Below are 20,379 nucleotides of genomic sequence, written 5' to 3' on the forward strand. Positions count from 1 at the left end.
TGGGGCATCCCCTACCTGATCGAGTCCCTGACGGCGGCCGTCGCGGTGTCCTTCGCCCTGATCCTGGCGGGCTCGTTCCTTGCCACGGCGGCCTCCGGACCGAAGTCCGGACCGAAGAGGGTCACCCGCCCGGTACCATGGTCCACACGGCAGACGAGCCGGGCGGACGGCCGCGTGGAGGTTCTTGTGGACCTCTCCGAGGAACGTCCGGGCTCCACAGGGCAGGGTGGTGGCTAACGGCCACCCGGGGTGACCCGCGGGACAGTGCCACAGAAAGCAGACCGCCGGGGACCTCGGTCCTCGGTAAGGGTGAAACGGTGGTGTAAGAGACCACCAGCGCCTGAGGTGACTCAGGCGGCTAGGTAAACCCCACCCGGAGCAAGGTCAAAAGGAGCGCCGTAAAAAGTGCTCTGCGCGGACGTTCGAGGGCTGCCCGCCCGAGTCCGCGGGTAGACCGCACGAGACCGGCGGCAACGCCGGTCCTAGATGGATGGCCGTCTCCCCGGCCGCCGCGAGGCGCCCGGGCGACAGAACCCGGCGTATAGCCCGACTCGTCTGCCGCCACCTGCGGCTTTGCCTGGTAAAGGGCCTCTGACCTGCGTCGGAGGCCCTTTCCGAGCTTTCAGGGGCTTGCTCGGTTAGGCGGAGAAAAATCCCTCGGGAGTCCCTCGGACAACACTGAAAGTCCCTGAAAAGTCCCTGGAGCAGAGGAGCTGTAGGGCCTTTGAACTGGTCGTTCGTGACAGCCGCCGAACCATGGCGCTGGAGTCGCTGGCATCGGAGTTGGTCGTGGCTCGGCGGGATCACGCAGCCTCGGCGTTGGCCGTCGTGTCGGTCCGTGCGGCCCATTCGGCGCGAGCTGCAGTGAGCCGGGGATGCATCGTGCGAAGCTCTTCGAGCTGCCCGGCCACCGTTTCGATGAACTCGGCCAGCTGGTCCGGATCCATGGGGCGCGTGTACATATCGGCGGCCACTTCGACCAGAACGTGCGGGACTCGGTACGCCGGGCTGGCTGTTGAGTCCGGACTCACGGCGAGGTGCGCGCTGAGCAACTGCCAGGACCTGTAGTCCTCGTAACCCTCGGTGTATTCGGCGTAGGCCACAGCGCCGTACAGCGCGTGGTGGACGTCGGCTGGGTGGCGCGTGCCGTCCATGTCGTCGGTGTGGTCCGTCGTGCACCAGGACGGGCAGGTGACGGTATGCCAGGTGCCGTACCTGTCGTCGTACGTCCAAGCGCGGCCGGGAGTCGCGGCCGTCTCGCAGGTCCGCCCGACTATCAGGTCAGCGATCTGCGTACGTGCAGTCCGGAGTCTCGCCAGGTGGGCGCTCATGTCGCTGATCAGTTCGTCGACCTCTTCGAGGGGGAGCGTCGGCCAGTCGCCGCCGGCGACGAAGTCGAGCCCGGGGTCTCATCGTTGATCTGGGACAGGTGGAAGGCCATGATGCCGTCCCCGTGCCGACCGGCGTAGGGGCGGTGGGCGCCCATGGCGGTGAGCCGGCCGCGGTGAAAGCGCTCGTCCGGGTTCCCGTGGTCCGTCGGGTCTCCCGTGCAGAAGGAGACGCCGTCGGGGCAGGCTATGTCCGGACTACTTGGCCGATCGCCATTGGTTGAGGCGTCCATCGTGTCCGCGAGGGTCTCAAGGTCGTCGGCGAACTTGCGGAGCTCTTTCGCCTTTGCGCGGGCCTCAGCCGCGTCCGTGTCCGTCTCGCCCAGACCGATGACCGGATCCGAACCGGAGAAGTCCAGCAGGCGCGCGTCCACGAGTTCCTTGTCGTCGTTGCCCATGACGACGTGCCTGGCTCCGAGGTGTGCGTCGTGGACGCCGGTCTCGGTGCACCAGGCCGGGTGGACGGTGCACAGCTGACTGCCCTCGTGCTCGAGGTCGGCGCTGTTCGAGGGCGTCGAGGAGGCGCCAGCGACATGGGAAGCAAGGGCAGGGAGGCCTTGGGTGCTGCCGCTGTCCGTGGTCGTCGATACGGCGATGCTCACGTTCATTCCTTGTCGTTGGTGGATCGGGTTCGGATGCCTGGGCCAGGACGCGCGGGCGTGACCGCCAGCTTCATGTCCCTTGTCGCCGGCTCCTCGTTGCTCAGCCTCGCTCAGCCCGGACACCCGTTCTCCGATCCAGTGACACCGGTCCCCAGGGTTGTTCTTCGGCGTTAGACTGCGCGCCTTTTGCGGCCTGCTCGGACGACGGTGTCTCGTCACGAAGTCAGGGTGGTCACCCGAGCGAGATGCGGCTTTCCGTCCGCTGACGATCTTCGCGGGAAGCGGGTTAGTGGTCTGGAGCGGGAGGAGGACACGGGGCGCGCAGCGAGCCTGACTGTCCAAGCGTCCAAGATCTCTCTACGGTTGGTGTCCGAATGCTCTGTGGGGCTGGGTGGTCGAAGGGGGCTGCGTGGAAGCCGAGTTGGCGGCTCTTGCCGCGTCGGGCGCGACGACGCTCGTCGGGCTGATCGTGTCGGATTCCTGGGAGCGGGCGAAGAGCGGCTTGGTCCGGTTCTTCGGGCGGCGCGCTCCGGGTGAGGCCGTCGAGGAGGAACTTCAGGCGGAGCACACGGAGTTGGACAGGGCGCGGGCGGCAGGGGATGCCGTTGCACAGGAACGGGTCCAAGAGCGCCTGCGGCAGCGACTGGAAGAGATCTTCCAGGGGGATCCCGGCGCGGCGGAAGAATTGGCGCAGCTGTTGTCCACGCTGGCGCCGGACGCGTCACGTACCTTCGTCAACCTGGTCAGCGGAGGTGCTAACTACGGTCCGGCCTTCCAGGGTTCGCACATCTACGGCGCCATGACCTTCCAGGTCCAGTCGGCACCAACGCCCGCTTCGGACCTTGCCGTGAGACCCGACCAAGTTCCTCTCATGACCGTGAAGTACAGCAATCGGAGGGCCGAACTCGCCGCTCTGGACGCGAGACTCGGCGCTCAAGTGGAGGGGCCCGGGTCCGTCGCTGTCGACGTACTGGACGGAGCTCCAGGAGTCGGCAAGACGGCCATGGCCTGGCGGTGGGCGGAAACGGCCCAGGATCTTTTTCCGGACGGCCAGTTGTACGTGGATTTCGCCGCCCTGCGTGACCAGGTCACACCGATGACCGGTTCCGGTGCGGATGTCTCCGAGGCTCTGGCCATGTGTCTGCGGTCGCTTCCGGGAGGTGACATCGGCACGCCGAGTTCGCTCTTGGAGCGCACCAACCAGTTCCGGTCGCGCACGGCCAACCTGCGGATCCTGCTCGTCCTTGACGATGTGAACCACCCCGCGCAGGTCCGCGCGCTGATCCCCAAGGGGCCAGGCAGCGCTGTCCTGGCCACGAGTCAGCTCAGGCTCGGTGAACTGGCCATGAAAAACGTCGCCCGGCTGATCCACGTCGACCCGCTGGACCCACACGGCGGGTTGGAGCTGCTGAAGGACCAGTGTGGTGAGGAGGCGGTCGAGGCCGAGCGGGAGGCTGCGGAGCGTCTGGTGGAGCTGTGCGGCGGTCTGCCGGTGGCCCTGCAGGTCGTGGCGGCGCGTCTGGTCACCGGTGACAGCGTGAGCATGGCGGAACTGGCCACCGAACTCGACGACGAGGCCGGTCGGCTGGCCGGGCTCGCACTGGACGGAGAGGAGTCCTCGGTGTCCGCGGTTCTGGGTCCCTCCTATCGGCTGCTGCCGCCCGACGCCGCCCGGCTCTACCGGCTGCTCGGATGGCTGCCGTTCGGCGTCTTCGACGTCGGCGTCGCCGCCGTTGCCGCCGACGTCGACACGAGGAGCGCGAAGCGGCTGCTGCGCGCCCTCGTGAAGGCGAGCCTGGTGGAGTCGATGCGTGACGGCTGGTACCGCATGCACGATCTCGTGCGTCTGCATGCCAGGGAGCGTGCGGTCGAGGAGGAGCCGGAACCCGAGCAGGCGGCGCTGACGGAGCGGGTGGGCACGCACTATCTCGTCCTGACCGCGTTCGCCGACCGGGCGCTCAGAAAGGAGCGGTTGCGGATCGCAGGCCTTGCGGACCTGCTGCGGGATGCCGACGATCCGTTCGCCGCCGCCGACGGGCCGCCGCCGTTGGAGTGGCTGGACGCCGAGCACCCCGCCATCCTGGCGATCCTGCGTGCGGTCGTCCGGTGCGAGCTGTACACCCTGGGCTGGCAACTGGCCGAGGCGCTCTCGGTGCTGTTCCTGTACCACCGCTACCTCAGGGCATGGCGGGAAACCCTGGAGCTGGGCATCGAGGCGGCTGCGGCAGCGGCGGCCTCCGATGACACGCCGGAGGAGGACGTGGAGGAGGCCAGGGCGGGCGAGGCCCGGCTGCGCAGCCTGCTGTCGCGCCCGCTGCTGGACCTCGGTGAGAACGACTGCGCGAAAGAGCAACTGGAGAGGGCCGTTGCTCTCGCCGACGCGACCGATCGCCTCGCTCTGCGTGCTTCGGTGCAGGAATTCCTCGGCCGGTACCTGGATGCCGTCGAGCCGTCCGACGCCGTCGAGGCGTATCGACGTTCCCTTGAACTCAACGAGCAGGCCGGGGAAACCCGTGGAGCCGCGCTCGTCACCTTCTTCCTCGGATGCGCACTGGATGCCCGAGGCGATCACACGGAGGCCATGGCTCTGCTGCGTCGGGCACAGCAGGAGCTGGAGAGCCGTGCGGAGCCCGACCGACGGATGGCCGCCCGGGTGAGGGCTGCCATCGGTGTCGTACACGGTCACCTCGGCGACACCGAGGAAGCCATCCGTGATCTGCAAGAAGCGATCCGGGTTCTGGGCAGCGTGGCGAAGGGAATGGAGTACGAGGCGAAGGCCCTGGAAAAGCTCGCCGGCGTCGCGCAGCGGGCGGGCGGCCGGGCGGAACTGGTGCGCGAGAGCCTGAGCCGGGCCGCCGACATCCACGAGGCGCTCGGCAATCACTCCCGAGCGCAGGAGCTGCGGCGGCGGTTGGCGGACCTCGGTGATTGAGGCCGGTTCTTCGCAGGCGGGCATGGGCGGCTATCCGAGCGGCAGGGCGGGACGAAGCCGCAGAACGACGTCCTCCTCGCGCACATCACCGATCCGCAGCGTCACGTCGGCATCGCCCAGCGCAAGGCCCGCGCGCAGACAGGAGTAGACGACCGCTGCCGGAAGGCCCGGGTCCATCGCCGGGCCCGTGACCGCCGCCTCCACGACCCGGCCGTCCCTGAGGCCGACCAGACAGCTGCTCCCGCGCACCGCCGAGGCGGCGAGAAGGCTTCCGGGTAGTCGGGTGAGGGCGTCCTCGATCCAGCGCAGCGCACCGACTGGCGTAGGTGCGGGGTCCGGCCGGACGAGTACCGAGGCGCTCTCCGTCAGCCGGAGGTCGCGCTCGTTGTCCGCGCAGGCCAGATGGGTGAAGCGGGTGGGGGAGTCCGGACGGGCTTCGCCGTACGCGGTGACGGTCGCCGGAATGCGGTGCACCGTGACGGTCGGCATCGTGCCGGCCCGGGTGACGACGGTGGTCACCTGCCACGAGCTGACCGGCGCGGCGGGCGGATCCGGCACCGGCAGTACCAGGGAAGTAGGCGGCGGGGAAGACGGTTCTGGGAGTTTCAGCAGCTGGTAGAGAGCGGCACGTAGCCGGGCGAGGGCATGTCCCGGCTCGGCGAAGGCCTCTGCCGCGACCGCCGCATACCGCTGGGGCGTGTGCTCGTGTACGACATCCTCCACCTGCTGGCGCAGATCCCCGCCCGGATCGAGCCGAGGTGCGACAGCCGCCAGGCTGTGGACAGCCGTCCCCGGCACCGCGTCGCCGCCGAACGCGGCCAGCAGCAGCGGCGTACCGGCCGCCGCCCCGTACAGCGTCACCGAGCCGTGATCGCCCACGAGGACGTCCGCGGCGACGAGCGCGGGCCGCCAGGCATGGACGGCCGGCATCAGCAGCAGCCCCGCCTCCAGCGCGGCGGCCTGCAGGGTGCGGATCTGCCAGGCCCCGTGGGCCGACCACACATTGGGGTGGACGATCGCGCCGATCCGGGCCTCGTCGCAGGGGAAGTGCGCGAGGAGACGCGGGAGCAGGTCCGGATGGCTCCCGAGGAGGGAGGTGGGCCCCCAGGTGGAACTGACCATGACCAGACGCTGATGATCCGCGACGCCCAGCGCCTCCCGGTAGGCCTTCCTGCGCGTCCGGCTGCCCACCAACTCGTCGAAGCACGGGTCGCCTATAAGCAGCGTGCGCCCGGCCGCCTTCGGATGGGTGGCGAGCAACTGCTCCTCCTGCGCCGGATGCGAGACCGCGAGCCAGGCCCGCCCGCTCTCCAGCAGGGAATCCGGCACGACCCCGGAAAGCCTCTCGCGCGTACTCCGTGAATCGGGCACGAGCTTCTGAAAGCCGACGCCGTGCGGGAGGACCAGCACCGGGCAGTCGCCCTCCGGCACGTCGATGTTCTCGCTGGCGGACAGGATGAGGTCCGGGGCGAGGTGCGCCAGCTGCTCCCAGGGAGCGACCCGGCACCCGGCGGCGTGGAGGAGGTCGAGTACACCGGCGTTGAACGCGGAGGTGGGGTCGTAGGCGAAGACGACGGTCACGCGACTGTCGCCGCGCAGGAGCGCCGGCAGTGTTTCGAGGACGCGTACGGTCGAGGTGACCGTACGGGCGGCTACGACCAGGATGCGTTCGCTGTGGAAGGTGCTCCAGCGGTGGGCGTCATGCCCCACGGGCACGCGAAGCGGTCGGCTACCGAACAAGGCCGCCGCCTCTAACAAACCCAGTCCTCCACTCGGTCAGCGGCTCGCGGCTCGTGGCTCGCGGCTCGCGGCTCGCGGCTCGCGGCTCGCGGCTCGCGGCTCGCGGCTCGCGGCTCGCGGCTCGCGGCTCGCGGCTCGCGGCTCGCGGCTCGCGGCTCGCGGCTCGCGGCTCGCGGCTCGCGGCTCGCGGCTCGCGGCTCGCGGCTCGCGGCTCGCGGCTATGGTGCCTTTAGCGCATTTCAATCCGGTTAGCAATCTTTCGGGTGGTTTCGCCGAGAGGGATAGGCGGGTGGACTCGTACACGGTAACGAATCCAGTCGGTTAGACCGCAAGCATCTGGGGCGGCGCCTTCAGCCATATCCGCAGCCCTTGGCACTACACCGCCGCCGACCGCCGAACTGCTTTGTGCGGGCTGCTTATCGGCCCGCTCCTCACCGGGGATGCCGGCCGACGACCGATGGGACCGCGACCCGGCGGGCGCGTTGGGGAACTCCGGTGCGGCGGGTGGAGGAGGAAGCGGTCATGGGTGACTGCTGTCCGACTTCGGACGAGGATCGGCCATTGGCCAGAAACAGGTCGTCCTGCTGTCACCAGTCGTATCGGGTCTGTCCCGGACCGCCCTACCGCCCTCGTCCCAGGAGAACTTCCGTGCAGGCCAAAGAGACTGTCTTCGCCGACTTGATGCAGGGCCGGACTCAGCAGTTCCAGGTACCGCTCTACCAGCGCACGTACTCCTGGTCGGAGAAGCAGCTGGCTCAACTGTGGAACGACGTCCTCGAACAGACCGAACTCCTGGATTCCGGTGCGTCGGCGAGCACACACTTCCTCGGCTCCGTCGTGCTCGCCCCGTCCCCGCAGAACGAGGCGACGTTCCCCCTCTCGAACCATCCCTTCGAGCGCAAGCAGGGCTTGCTGCACGGCAGCCACCTGGAGATGAACCGATATATCGCCGCCACCGAGCGCTGGGGTTCCGCGGAGATCCTGGCCCGTGCCGACGACCTAGCCGACCGGGCGATTCGGCTGTGGCCCGCCCCGCTGCGCGGCGTGGGGCGGGCTGAGCGCAGCCACGACTGGAGCCTGGCCCACCAGGTGCTCGCCGCGCTTCCGCACGGCACCTGGACGTCGTACGGAGATCTGGCAGCGTACGTCGGCTCCGGGGCCCAAGCCGTGGGCAACTACCTCGCCAAGACCGACGGAGTGGTCAACGCGTACCGTGTGCTCAACGCGGACGGCAAGGTGGCCGACGGATTCCAGTGGACCGGGCAGGGTGGCGGTGACGTACGCGCCCGGCTGCGCGCCGACGGCGTCCACTTCACGGCCCTGGGCGCCGCCGATCCGGTCCAGCGCCTCACCAGCGGCGACCTTGCTCTACTCGTCGTCGACGCCGAAGGCGCCGAAGAAGCGGACGAGGGTGCCGGCGTGGGTGAGGCCGCACGGGAGAGCGCGGAGCAGCCGGGCGTGGAGACGCGCGCCGCGAGGTTCCTCCGTCAGCTCGCGGTGGACGACACCCCCACGACCGTGGCAGCCGTGCGCGAGCTGATCGCCGGTTGGGAGGGGCTCGGGGGCTGGACAGGTCATGGTGCCGGCGCGGCCATGACCAGCGCGTTCCTGATGCTCGGGAGTGCGGGTGGCCCGGGCCGGGGCATCTGGCCCATGGTCCTTTACCCGGGCAGTGGGCGAGGGGGCACCGCTGAGATCGTCTTCCAGCATCTGGCGAAGCGCGAGCCTTTCACGGAGCGCCGGCTCCGTGCCGAACTGCTGGACAGGCTGAATCAGCTGGAAGGTGTCTGCCTGCCGCAGGGAAAGCTGGAGCTGCGCCCCGGTTTCCGGCTCTCCGTGCTGGAGGACGAGCAGAACCGGGAGCTCCTCCTGAAGACGCTGGGCTGGTTCAAGGACCGCTGGGAGGAGAGCGGAGCGGCCTGACACGAGGGGCCGTCGATACACTCCGGATGCGCGCCCCGGTCGGCCAGGAATCCCTCAGGACACCAGGGTCGGATGCGCAGGTGACCGACAACATCACCACCGAACAGGGAAGGTCCGCAAACAGTGGAGCCATTGAGGGATGACGACCCGCGGATCATCGGCGTGTACACGCTCGTCTGCCGGCTCGGCGCCGGAGGCATGGGGCAGGTCTACCTCGGCGAATCACCGGCCGGCCAGTTGGTCGCGGTGAAGGTGATCAAGCCGTCGGTGCTCGACGAGGACAGCAGGGCTCGGTTCTTGCTCGAAGTGGACAGTCTCAAGACGGTGTACGGCCCGTTCATCGCATCCTTCGTCGCCGCCGACGCCCAAGCGGAACGCCCCTGGCTGGCCGTCGAGTTCGTCCCCGGGCCCGACCTCCTGGCGTATGTCGCCGAGCAGGGACCGCTGGCGCTCGTGGAGACGGCCAGCCTCGGGGCACTGCTCGCGGAAGGGCTCGGGACCGTGCACGAGGCGGGACTGCTGCACCGTGACCTCAAGCCGCAGAACATCCTGCTCGCTCCGACCGGCCCCAAGGTGATCGACTTCGGCCTCGCGGTGCTGGCCGAGCGGCGCTCGACGCTCACCGCGACCGGTGTGGTGGTGGGCTCCGTACTCTGCATGCCGCCGGAGCAGACGCAGGGCGGGCAGCACCTCGACCGGTCCGCGGATGTCTACGCCCTGGGCGCGGTCCTGCTGTACGCGGCCACCGGCCACTACCCCTACACCGGCACCAGCTGGCAGGCGATCGCACGCCGGATCGAGGACCCGGCTGTCCCGCCGGACCTTAGCGGGCTGCCTTTCGAGCTGGAACCGCTGATCTCCTCGATGCTCGCCCTCGACCCCGCCGAGCGGCCGACGCTGCCCCAGGTCACCGAGCAGCTCGTGCAGGTCATCGCGGGGCAGGGGCTGACCGCCGTGCGGGCCAAGCATCGGCTCACAGCGCTGACCCCCGAGGCCGCCCTGCCCGAGCTGCCACTGCCACCCGAGCCTCCCGAGGTTCCGGAGAGCCGGGCCGCTTACACCCCGACCGTGGTCGACGTCGCCGTACGGGAGGACGACGAGGTCCCGCCGCCCGGGGAGAACGTTTCAGACGGCGAGGGTGTGGACGAGGACGCGGCTTCGGACGGCGAAACGCCTGCCGACGATGGCGGCCCGTCCGCCGGGTCCACCCCGCAGAGGCCCGAAGGGAACCGTCCCGCCCGGCGGGGTGTCCGGCTCTCCGCGCCGCTGCGGATCGCCGAGGAGCTGCGGGCCGCCTACGCGAGCGACGCCCGCTTCTGAGGGGCGCTCGCGCTCGCCTCCCGGCGAAAGCCCCATTCCGCCGGGATTCCCGCATGGCCCGCGTACGCCTCGTGAAAGACTCGGGGCGTACGGAGCGGACCGTATTTCCCGGCACGGACAACGGAGTGACCACGGGTGACAGAGCAGGGGCAGAATCGGTTTCCACCCGGGGCCCAGATCCTCGTCCGGGACGAGGAATGGCTGGTCAGGATCGCGCGCCGGACCGATCATGATCATGACGGTGACCGCATCGAGGCCATCGGCGTCTCGGAGTTCGTCCGGGACGAGGAGGCCGTGTTCTTCACCGGCATCGACACGGTCGAGCTGCTGGAACCGGAGAAGACGCGTCTGGTCCCCGACACGTCCTCCTACTTCCGCCGCGGACGGCTCTTCCTCGAAGCGGTTCTGCGCAAGACACCGCTGCCGCAGACCGAGCGTGGGCTCGCCCTGGCCGACCGTTTCCTCCTCGACCCGCTGCCCTACCAGCAGCGTCCCGCGGAGCTCGCCCTGTCGATGCGCAACCTCCGCCCCCGCATCCTGATCGCCGACGTCGTCGGCCTCGGCAAGACCCTCGAAATAGGGCTCACCCTCGCCGAGCTGATCCGCCGGGGCCGCGGCGAGCGCATTCTCGTCGTGACCCCGCAGAGTGTCCTGGAACAGTTCCAGCACGAACTGTGGACGCGGTTCTCGATCCCCCTGGTGCGGCTCGACTCGCTGGGCATCCAGCGCATCCAGCGCGAGATTCCCGCGGGCCGCAATCCGTTCACCCACTACAAGCGCGTCATCATCTCCGTCGACACGCTCAAGAACATCGGCCAGTACCGGCACCACCTGGAGCGTATCCAGTGGGACGCGGTCGTCATCGACGAGTCCCACAACCTCATCAACCAGGGCAGTCAGCGTCGAGCCCTGGCCGAGACGCTCACCCCGCGCACCGACGCCCTGCTCCTGGCCAGCGCCACCCCGCACAACGGTGACAAGCGCTCCTTCGCCGACCTGGTGTCCCTGCTGGACCCCGCCGCCATCGTGGACCGCGATCACTACGACCCGGCGGAGGACCTCGGACACCTCTTCATCCGGCGCACGAAGATCAGCCCCGAGGTCCGCAACGGCATCGGCAAGGAGTGGGCGGACCGGGGCCCCACCCGCTCGCTGCGCTGCGCGGCCAACGAGACCGAGGAGCGGATCTTCGCGGAGCTCGCCGAGCACTGGCTGCCCACGCCGTCCACCAGCACCGAGTTCGGTACGGCGGACCAGGAACGGACCTCGGTGAGCACCGATCCGCTCTTTGCGTACAACGTCCTCAAGACGTTCCTCTCCTCCCACAAGGCGCTGGCAGAGCTGGTCGATCGACGTGTCAAGGCGCTGGTCAAGCGGGTGGCGGACGCGGTGGCCGAAGGCAAGCGACCGGACCCCGCGATCGATGGTGAGCAGGCCGCCCTGGCCCGGCTGCGTACCCTCGTCGGCTCGATGGGTGACGGCAGCGCTCCGGGGGACTCGACAAAACTGGACGCCCTCGTCGAGCAGCTGGAACAGATCGGCGTGAAGCCGGGCAGCGACACGCGAGCGGTGATCTTCTCCGAGCGTGTCGAGACACTCACCTGGCTGGCCGCGAAGGTCCCCGAGCGCCTCGGCTTCACCCCCGGCAAGGACGGTGGCCACGCGGCCGTGCGCGTCATGCACAGTGGCGTTGTCGAGGAACAACAGCGCGTGATCCGGGAGGAGTTCAGCCTCGCCGGCTCGCCGGTGCGGCTGCTGTTCGCCGGTGACGTCGCCTCCGAGGGCGTCAACCTGCACCGCCAGTGCCACCATCTGATCCACTACGACATCCCGTGGTCGCTGATCCGCATCGAGCAGAGAAACGGACGCATCGACCGGTACGGGCAGCGCCACGAGCCGGAGTTCCGGGCGCTGATCCTGACCTCTGGACAGCCGGGCGCCAAGGACGACAGGACCGTCGCCGAGAAGCTCCTCGTCCGCGAGGAGGAGGCCCACAAACTGAGCGGCACGGCGGAGGCGGAGACCGGCTACTACCGCGCCGACGAGGAAGAACGCCGTCTCATCAAGGAGTTGATGGCGGGCGGCACGGTCGAGGAGTTCCTCGACTCCGCGCCCGCCGCCGACGACACCGACCTGGCCGGGCTGTTCGGCCAGGTGGACACCATCACCGAGGAGGAGCTGCCGGACCGCGCCGAAGTCCCCTCGTTGTTCGACGGTGACACGGCGGCCTTCGTCGCCACGGCGTTCGAGGAGCTGTACGAGGACCACGCCGAGGACGTCATCGGCCTGTCGCGCAGCAAGGACGCCAAGCAGCGCCCGTACTTCTCCCTCTCCCCGGACATGGCCCCCGACCTGCTGCGCCGCCTGAAGGCTCTGCCGCCCTCCTATCTGAAGGAGCAGGGCGTGGCCGAACGGATGATCCTCTCCTTCGACCGCGGCCTCGCCCAGGACAAGCTGACCGAGGCCCGTGAGGCGACGGACACCATCTGGCCCACGGTCTCGTATCTGAGCGACATCCATCCGGTGGTGGAGTGGCTCACGGACAAGGTGCTGGTGCAGTTCGGGCGGCAGGAGGCGCCGGTGATCACCTCGCCGCACGTGGAGCACCCCACCTTCCTCATCCAGGGCATCTACTCCAACGCGCTCGGCCGCCCCACTGTCGTGCGGTGGATGGCCGTCAGCGCCGACCCCGAGGTCCCGGTGGGCGAGATGACCGATGCCCTGCGCGCGGCGAAGGTCCGCCCCGATCTCGCCCGCACCGGCGGGCCGCGCGACCTCGCGCACTTGCAGTCGCTGGTGCCCGCCGCGGTGGCGCGGGCTCGCGAGCACCTGGAGCAGTACAAGGAGGAGTGGGCGCGGCAGATCAGCGTCCCGCTCGCCGACTACCGCAAGCGCCTGACCGACTGGCGCCAAGAGTCCCTGGACGCACTGCCCGGTGAGAGCACCCGGCGCAAGCGGCAGGTCGAGAAGACCGCGGGCGACCAGGCAGATCTCCTCGACCAGCTGCACACCACCGGACTTCCGCTGCTGCGCGTCCTCGCGGTCCTGGACCGGCCCGCACTGGAAGGCGCGCCGTACGAGACCGCAGATGAATCCCCCGAAAACGGGACCCCTGATCACGAGACCCCCGATCACGGAACCCCGGACCACGCCTTCGACCCGGCGGAGAACTGACGTGACGTACGACTCGCTGGTCAATCACGGCGACTACCTCTCGGCGCACTATCTCGCCGAAGTCCTTCCCAAGGACCTCAAGGCCAAGGAGGGGCTTCTCGCCCGGTGGGCCGAGACCGAGGAGCGGGAGCGTCGCGCCCACGCCGCCGCCGTCGCCGGGGCCAAGTCGGAAGGCCGCGACCCCGCGTCCGTCCCGCCGCGTGCCCGCACCCCGCGCGAGGGTCTGCGAGCCTTGCACGGCCCCTACTTCGCCTCCCGCGCCGACTTCGCCCGGGACGCGGAGGCCCTCGCCGTACCGGACGCGCCGGTCCCCGCCGACTGGACCAAGCGTCTCACCGAACTGCACCTGGACACCCTGCGCGCGCTCGGCTTCGACGACGCCCATGAGCAGACCGTCACGGTGCACCGCTCGGGCCACGACCACCCGGTCCAGGTCCTGCTCACCGAGCCCGGCCTGATCGCCGTCCCCTGCGGCTGGACGGACGAGCCGGACGCGGCCCTCGACCCGGACGGCGCGGGCCGCCTGCTGCGCCCCGTCGCCCTGGAGGCGTCGGCCCGTCTCACCGACGCGAAGGCCCTGGCGGACTTCCTCTTCGAGTGCGACGAGCCGCCGCGCTACATCCTCATGCTGGTCGGCGGTGTCGTCGTCCTCGCGGACCGTCTCGCCTGGCACGAGGGCCGCTATCTCGCCGTCGGCCTGGACGCCGCGCTCAACCGGCGCGACATCCGCAACGGCGGTGAACTCGACACGGTCGCCGCGCTGTTCGGCGCGGACTCGCTGCGGACCCCCGAGGAAGGTGGCACCGCGCCGCTCGCCGGTTTCGTCGACAAGTCCGGCAAGCACGCGGTCGGTGTCTCCACCGAACTGCGGGAGGGGCTGCGGCTGTCCGTCGAGTGGATCGCCAACGAGGTCCTGGCACGGCTGCGGGACCAGGGCGTCACCCCGGAGCGGATAGACGAACCGGCCCGCCTCGCCAAGGAACTCGGCCGTGAGTCGCTGCGCTACCTCTACCGCATCCTGTTCCTGCTCTACGCCGAGGCCCAGCCCTCGCTGGGCATCCTGCCGGCCGACGATCCCGAGTACGCCCGGGGCTACGGCCTCCAGCGCCTCGGCGACCTGGTCGTCCGCGACTTGGTGGGCGAGCGGTCGCGGCGCGGGTTCCATCTGTACGAGTCCCTGGACCTGCTCTTCCAGCAGGTCCAGAAGGGCCACCGGGAGTTCGGCAGCGAGCCAGAGGACCTGGAGGCCCAGGCCGCGGACCGGGCTGCCACCGAGGCCGAGCGGGAGGCAGCCGAACTCCTCTCCGCCGGGGCCATCCCCCGGGACGAGTACACGGAGCGGGTCCGCGAAGCCGACCGTGCGCGCAAGGCCGCCGCCCGCAGTGCCGATGTCGGCCTGCGCTTCGAGCCGCTGCGTTCCGACCTGTTCAAGAGCGACGCGGTACGCCTCATCTCCGCCGACCAGATCGAGAACCCGGCATACGAGGAGGGCTCGGACCTCCCCGAGTTCCTCGACACCCGGCTGCGCAACGAGACCCTGCACAAGGTGCTGCGCCGCCTGATGCTCACCAAGGGCAAGGGGCGCGAACGCGGCGGCTTCATCTCCTACGCGCAGCTCGGCATCAACCAACTCGGCGCGGTCTACGAGGGGTTGATGTCCTACACCGGCTTCATCGCCGACGAGGACCTGTACGAGGTGGCCAAGGGCGGCGACGCGTCCGGCGGCAGCTGGATGATTCCCGCAGGACGGGTCCAGGACTACCCGGACGAGGTGTTCGTCGAGCGCCCCCACGAGGAGACCGGCCGTCCGCTGCGTGTCGTCCACCCCAGGGGCTCGTTCGTGTACCGCCTCGCGGGCCGTGACCGTCAGACGTCCGCCTCCTACTACACGCCGAAGTCCCTGACCGAGGTCACCGTCGAGCTGGCGCTGAAGCACCGTCTCGACCAGGACGGCACCGTGACGTCGGCCGAGGAGCTGCTCGGCTGGAAGATCTGCGAGCCCGCGCTCGGCTCGGGCGCGTTCCTCAACGAGGCCATCGACCAGGTGGCGGCGGAGTATCTGCGGCGCAGGGAAAGGGAGTTGGACCGACGCGTCGATCCGGAGGCGCGGCCCGTCGAACTTCAGAAGGCCAAGGCGTACATCGCCCTGCACAACGCGTACGGCGTGGACCTCAACGCCACCGCCGTGGAACTGGCCGAGGTCTCCCTCTGGCTCAACTCCATGCACCCCGGGATGCGCGCCCCCTGGTTCGGTCTGCACCTCAGGCGCGGCAACTCCCTCATCGGCGCGGGCCGCAAGGTGTACGGGGCGGGCGCGCTGCCGCATGGTCAGTGGCTGTCGAAGAAGCTCCCGTTGCCGCCCACCGAACTCCCCTTCCGGGACGGCGACCTGCCCGACGGCGCCGTGCACCACTTCCTCCTCCCCGCGCTCGGCTGGGGTGCGGTGGCCGGGGAGCCCGAGGCGAAGAAGCTGGCGGAGGAGCAGGCGAAGGCGCTCGGGCAGTGGCGTAAGGGGGTGCAGAAGGCCCCGAAGGGCAAGCTGTTCGAGGAACTTGACGGCGAGTCGCCCGAGAAGCGGCAGGTACGTCACGCCCGGTGGGCCAAGGCGGCGGCCAAGACCGAGCTGGGTCGGCTCCAGGCGGTGGCCCGCCGGGCTGAGTTCCTGTGGAGCCTGGTCGCCAAGCGCCTCGAACTCTCCGAACGGAAGGTGTCGCGCCGGATCGACGTGTGGGGCGCGGACTGGCTGGAGCCCGCTGCGGAGGCCGCCGACAAGCAGCGCGTCCTGGACGACCTGACGACGGCTGGCACCCCGTACTGGCGGCTGAAGACGGTCATGGACGCGTGGTGCGCGCTGTGGTTCTGGCCGCTGGATCAGGTGGGGCTGCTGGATGGTACGGACGCGGTGTACACGGTGGGTGAGGGGGCGTTCGGGGCGGTACCGACCCCGGTGGCAGCGGAACCGGAGGCCGCCGTCCCGAGCGGGCCCGCGCCGGGTGACGTCGCCTGGCGGGCTGCCGGGCTCTTCGACGACCCCGACGGCGAACAGGAGGAGCTGGGCGCCCCAGCGGACAGCGGCAAGGGCCTGGAGATCAAGGGTCTGAAGATCAAGGGGCGGTCGGCGACCGGTCGGAAGGCCGAGATCGCCGAGGACCTGCGGCGACCGTTCATCCCGCTGAAGACGTTCGCCGACTGGCTGGACTTCCTTGAGCTGACGCTCGGTACGAAGGACGCGGACGCCGGTTCGTTCCTGGACGGCTTGGACGACCTCCCCGTGGACGAGGCGCTGCCGCTTCTGGAGACGTACGAGCGCAGCCTGGACGGCGTCCTGGGCATGGACAGCCCGTTCAAGCTGGCCGAGCGCTTCCCGTGGCTGGACGTGGTCGAGGACATCGCGGGCACGACGGAGCGCGACATAAAGGCGGCGGACGGGCGCGGGTTCTTCCACTGGGAGCTGCACTTCGCGCATGTTTTCCGTGGGGAGCGGGGTGGGTTCGATCTGCAGGTGGGGAATCCGCCGTGGGTCCGGCCCAGGTGGGAGGAGAATCCGCTGCTCGCCGAGTACGAGCCGTGGTTCATGCTCACGGAGAAGCCGACAAAGGCCGAGCGGACCCGGCGCCTCGACGAACTGATGACGGCGGAGCCCGTGCGCCGCTATCTGCTGAACGAACTGGCCGCACACAGCGGTACGGGAGCCATGCTCGGCTCCGGCCTGCTGTACCCGCTGCTGCGAGGCACCCAGCCGGACCTGTACCGGGCGTTCATGTGCCGGACATGGGAGCACATGGCGGGGGAGGGGTCGGTCGGGCTCGTTCACCCTGGCTCGCATTTCAGCGGTGACAGGGAAGGCCGACTGCGTGAAGCCGCGTACACCCGCCTTCGCATCCATGGTGACTTCGTGAACCAGGGCAATCGCTTTTTCCCGCCGCCTGTGGGGCATGCCAGTCACTTCGGGGTGCACATCTACGGCCAAGAAGGTGAGATCGGCTTCGACCATCTTTCGTGGCTGGTTTCCGTGGATGCGCTGCGGCTGTCGGCAAGCGATGACGGCACTGCGCCTGACCCAGGCATTCGGTACGCCGGTAGTTGGGACGAGCGCCCGCACTTGAAGCGGATCGTCCGGGTGGACGAGGAGACGCTGGAGCGCTGGCAGCGTTTGACGGGAGACGAAGGTCAGCCCGTGCGGCAGGGGCGGTTGCTCTCTCCGGTGAGTACGGCCGAGGCACAGGCGATCGAGGCGCTGGCCGACTACTCGCTGCGGCTCGCGGACTATGAGCCGCAGATCAGCAGCGGCTACCACGAAAGTGGCGCCAAGGCGGCGGACCTCATCGACTACAACGTGCCCGATGGGACCGGTGCCGTGCACCAGCCGGCCAACTGGTCCGAGGTGATCCTCAAGGGTCCGCAAATCGGCCTGGCAAACCCGATGTTCAAGCAGCCCAGCCAGGGTGCTGGCGAACTGCTGGGGCTCAACCCGTTGACGCTCGCGGACGATGCAGTGCCCGAGTCCGAGTACGTGTACGTGGCGGAGCCCGCTGTCTATCGTGCTGCCCAGGACGTGTGGAGCGATCACCGGACGCTGGAGGAGCTACGGGCGTCCGAGCACGAGGTGGCGAGGGCGCGGGCAGCTGTGGCCGAGGCCCGGGAGGTTGCGCCGGAGGCGGTCACTGCGGAGGAGGTGGATGGGCAGTTGGCTGGGCGGTTGAGGCGACCGTATACGGAGTTCTATCGAGTGGCGTGGCGGGAGTTCATTGCCCCCGATACCGAGCGCAGCTTCTACGCGGCACTCGTGCCGACAGGTGCCGCACACATTCACGCCGTCCGCAGTGCGCATGTCGTCGACAATCGAACCACAGCGCTGGTCGCCGGGTTCTGGTCCGGCATCCCTCTCGACTACCTGTTGCGTACCACGCGCATTCGCCACTTGGACGTGACGCCCGCCAAACGCCTGCCGGTTCCGGAGACGGCCAAGCATCCACTTGCATCAGCATTGCTCCTGCGTACCTTGCGCCTCAATTGTCTGACAAGCGCTTACGCGGAACTCTGGGAAGAGTTGTACGACCCGACTTGGCGTGGTTATGAGTCGTGGGCCCATGACTGGGTTGGGCTGCCGCATCTGCATGCTGTCACTTCGCAGTGGAATCGCGGGACTCCGCTGCGTACCGAACAGGCTCGCCGAGCCGCGCTCGTAGAGATCGACGCCCTCGTAGCGGTATGGCTGGGAGTCAGTGCCGATGCGTTGGTGGCTATGTATAAGTCCCGCTTTCCGATCATGCAGGACTTCGACGAAGCCACCTGGTTTGACGGGCATGAACGGAAGATCGCCGGGGTCCGTCATACCTACGGTTTCGGCCAGACCAAGCAGGACTACGAGCAGTTCCTCGCCTACGACAAGAGTGAGCGCTCCGAGCCCCCGGCGGGCTACACCGCCCCCTTCTACAAGGCCGACCGTGAGCAGGAAATGCGGGCCGCCCACGCTGTCTTCTCGGAGCGGCTGCGGAAGTCGCAGGAGAAGCAGGCGTAACGAGGGCGCCCCGCACGAGACTCGGGTTCCGGCGGGGCGCTCATGGGCGTAGCGGCGTCAGCCCTGACGCGCGTACGAGACGAAGCGCTGCCACGTCCCAGGGGTGACCGCAAGCTGCGGGCTCCGGCGCAGCTTGGAGTCCCGCACGTGGACTGCCTCGGCCAGCTCCGCTTCCGCTCCGGACATCGCCACCTCGACACAGCTGTCTCCCTCGGAGCCGCTGTAGCTGCTCTTGAACCAGGCCAGTTCGGACATGCTCATAGCGCTCCTCGCAATCGCTTCAACAGGCCCAGGGAGTCCTCAGGGGTCAGGGCCTGTGAGCGCATCTTGGCATAGCGCTGCTGGAGCACGCTGATCTCTTTCGGGTCGGTGATGAGCCGCCCGTTCTTCTGCCCCTCCGAGTACCCGAACCACCGGTTCTCCGGCGTCTCCGCCAGCTGAAGCGGACCGTCCAACCCCGCATGCACCGGCTGCCGCAGTGGCATCAGCTGGAACTCCACGTTCCAGTGCCGTTCGGCCACGTCCACCAGGTGGTCGTACAGTTCCCGCGTCACCGTCTCCCCGCCCGTGTGCCGTTCAAGCACCGCCTGCTCCACGATGAAGCTGAACGCCGTGGGTGGCTTCCGGCTGGTGGCCAGCAGGTCCTGGCGGGCGATGCGGGCCGCGATGCGCTCGCTCAGCTGCTGCTCGTCCGGCAGCGGCGGCACGCTGAACGACACCGCCCGCGCGTATGCCTGCGTCTGTAACAGCCCCGGCACCACCCGGCACTCATAGGTGTACAGACTCACCGCCTCCGCCTCGAACTTCGCCCACTGGCGGAACCAACTGGCCAGCCCCGGCTGCCGTGAAAGATGCCGCGCCGCACCCCGCAGCGCCCCGAACGCGTCCAAGGCCTCCTCCGCCCGCTCCACGAAGTCCGGTTGCGGAAAACGGCGGCCCTGCTCGATCTTGGCGACCGTCTGGACCGAGTACGGGACCAGTTCGGCGAACTCCTCCTGGGTCAGGCCCGCGCGTTTGCGGAAGGCCTTGAAGACCTCGCCGAATGTCCGGAGACTGTCCGACACCTCCGGCTCACCGCCGCCCTGCGACCCGCCCGTACCGTCCGTCATGCGAGGACACCTCCCATACGCCTGCCCCGCAAACCACTTCCAACCCGGCCATGGTTACGGTCAGTTGCCAGCCCTGTCCACCCTCCGTACTCGTACTCTCACGCAGAGTACGAGTGGCTGACCTGGTGTGCAGGGCGCGCGGGCGGCCAGTTTGGGGGTATGACGCCAAGTCCAGCCCGCCAAGCGCCGGTTACCGTACGTGTGTTCGCGCAGCGCTTCAGTGCCACCCCGCGCGGTGCCCGCCTCGCCCGCCACCTCGCCGTACACCGGCTGGACGCCTGGGGCATCCTGTACGGCTCCGACGCCTCCGACACCGCCGCGCTGCTCGTCGCGGAGCTGGCCGCGAACGCCGTCACCCACGGCCGCGTTCCCGGCCGGGACTTCGAGGTACGGCTCAGCCTCGACGCGTACACCCTCCGGATCGACGTGTCGGACCCGCGCGGAGAGCGCCGCCCCGCCGGGCCGGGCGCCGTCACTTCCCCGTCGGTCGGGGTGGACGGCGGCCGAGGGCTGCTGCTCGTGGAGGCGCTGGCCGACCGGTGGGCCGTGCTCGACCGCCTGCCCGTTGGCAAGACGATCCGCGCCGAACTGGACCTTCCGCACTGACGGGCCCGCTCGCCGTCCATAGACTGGCAGGTGACCACGGACCAAGGTCATCAGCGGTGGGCCG

At 69.2% G+C, this 20,379-nt stretch carries 11 protein-coding genes and 1 other RNA gene; 7 read left to right on the forward strand and 5 right to left on the reverse strand.

Annotated features, from left to right (window positions below; all coding sequences use genetic code 11):
- Positions 1-154 precede the first annotated feature (154 nt).
- Positions 155-558: RNase P RNA component class A (gene rnpB, locus RV986_RS36675), an RNA gene on the forward strand.
- A 245-nt stretch (positions 559-803) separates the two neighbouring features.
- On the opposite strand, the gene RV986_RS36680 is transcribed toward rnpB, so the two are convergent.
- On the reverse strand, positions 804-1,331 hold the full coding sequence (locus tag RV986_RS36680; RefSeq protein WP_475921478.1) for a DUF6907 domain-containing protein: 528 nt from the start codon (positions 1,329-1,331) through the stop codon (positions 804-806).
- An 8-nt stretch (positions 1,332-1,339) separates the two neighbouring features.
- Positions 1,340-1,990 (reverse strand): hypothetical protein, encoded by a 651-nt coding sequence (locus RV986_RS36685; RefSeq protein WP_475921479.1) that lies wholly within the window; start codon positions 1,988-1,990, stop codon positions 1,340-1,342.
- Between the two features lie 409 nt (positions 1,991-2,399).
- Here RV986_RS36685 and RV986_RS36690 point away from each other — a divergent pair, with 409 nt between their 5' ends.
- A complete protein-coding gene (locus tag RV986_RS36690; RefSeq protein ID WP_475921480.1) occupies positions 2,400-4,922 on the forward strand; it encodes an NB-ARC domain-containing protein in 2,523 nt (840 codons plus the stop codon).
- A gap of 30 nt (positions 4,923-4,952) precedes the next feature.
- Here the strand turns inward: RV986_RS36690 and RV986_RS36695 are convergent, their stop codons facing one another.
- Positions 4,953-6,638 carry a hypothetical protein gene (locus RV986_RS36695; RefSeq protein ID WP_475921481.1) on the reverse strand — a complete coding sequence of 562 codons (1,686 nt, stop codon included), beginning with the start codon at positions 6,636-6,638 and terminating at the stop codon, positions 4,953-4,955.
- A 672-nt stretch (positions 6,639-7,310) separates the two neighbouring features.
- On the opposite strand from RV986_RS36695, the gene RV986_RS36700 reads away from it, so the two are divergent.
- The 4 genes from RV986_RS36700 to RV986_RS36715 all read left to right on the forward strand — a co-directional run bounded on the left by RV986_RS36700 (position 7,311) and on the right by RV986_RS36715 (position 18,600).
- On the forward strand, positions 7,311-8,585 hold the full coding sequence (locus RV986_RS36700; RefSeq protein WP_475921482.1) for a GmrSD restriction endonuclease domain-containing protein: 1,275 nt from the start codon (positions 7,311-7,313) through the stop codon (positions 8,583-8,585).
- Between the two features lie 123 nt (positions 8,586-8,708).
- Positions 8,709-9,905: a serine/threonine-protein kinase gene (locus tag RV986_RS36705; protein ID WP_475921483.1), complete on the forward strand. Its 1,197-nt coding sequence runs from the start codon at positions 8,709-8,711 to the stop codon at positions 9,903-9,905.
- A gap of 135 nt (positions 9,906-10,040) precedes the next feature.
- Positions 10,041-13,079 carry an SNF2-related protein gene (locus tag RV986_RS36710; protein ID WP_475921484.1) on the forward strand — a complete coding sequence of 1,013 codons (3,039 nt, stop codon included), beginning with the start codon at positions 10,041-10,043 and terminating at the stop codon, positions 13,077-13,079.
- 1 nt (position 13,080) lies between these two features.
- Positions 13,081-18,600 carry a DNA methyltransferase family protein gene (locus RV986_RS36715; RefSeq protein WP_475921485.1) on the forward strand — a complete coding sequence of 1,840 codons (5,520 nt, stop codon included), beginning with the start codon at positions 13,081-13,083 and terminating at the stop codon, positions 18,598-18,600.
- 57 nt (positions 18,601-18,657) lie between these two features.
- Here the strand turns inward: RV986_RS36715 and RV986_RS36720 are convergent, their stop codons facing one another.
- Together RV986_RS36720 and RV986_RS36725 are read right to left on the reverse strand one after the other, a co-directional pair.
- Positions 18,658-18,861, reverse strand: a complete 204-nt coding sequence (locus RV986_RS36720; protein ID WP_475921486.1) for a DUF397 domain-containing protein — start codon at positions 18,859-18,861, stop codon at positions 18,658-18,660.
- Positions 18,858-19,709, reverse strand: a complete 852-nt coding sequence (locus RV986_RS36725) for a helix-turn-helix domain-containing protein (RefSeq protein WP_475921487.1) — start codon at positions 19,707-19,709, stop codon at positions 18,858-18,860. The genes RV986_RS36720 and RV986_RS36725 overlap by 4 nt, the downstream gene beginning before the upstream one ends.
- A 159-nt stretch (positions 19,710-19,868) precedes the next feature.
- Here RV986_RS36725 and RV986_RS36730 point away from each other — a divergent pair, with 159 nt between their 5' ends.
- Positions 19,869-20,315, forward strand: a complete 447-nt coding sequence (locus RV986_RS36730) for an ATP-binding protein (RefSeq protein WP_475921488.1) — start codon at positions 19,869-19,871, stop codon at positions 20,313-20,315.
- The last annotated feature ends 64 nt before the right edge of the window (positions 20,316-20,379 follow it).

Source organism: Streptomyces sp. RLA012, assembly GCF_056270325.1.

Bases quoted from the DNA above. Each gene is read 5' to 3' on its own strand.
- RV986_RS36680 (WP_475921478.1), bottom strand. From the start codon at position 1,331: ATGAGCGCCCACCTGGCGAGACTCCGGACTGCACGTACGCAGATCGCT.
- RV986_RS36720 (WP_475921486.1), bottom strand. From the start codon at position 18,861: ATGAGCATGTCCGAACTGGCCTGGTTCAAGAGCAGCTACAGCGGCTCC.
- RV986_RS36725 (WP_475921487.1), bottom strand. From the start codon at position 19,709: ATGACGGACGGTACGGGCGGGTCGCAGGGCGGCGGTGAGCCGGAGGTG.
- RV986_RS36730 (WP_475921488.1), top strand. From the start codon at position 19,869: ATGACGCCAAGTCCAGCCCGCCAAGCGCCGGTTACCGTACGTGTGTTC.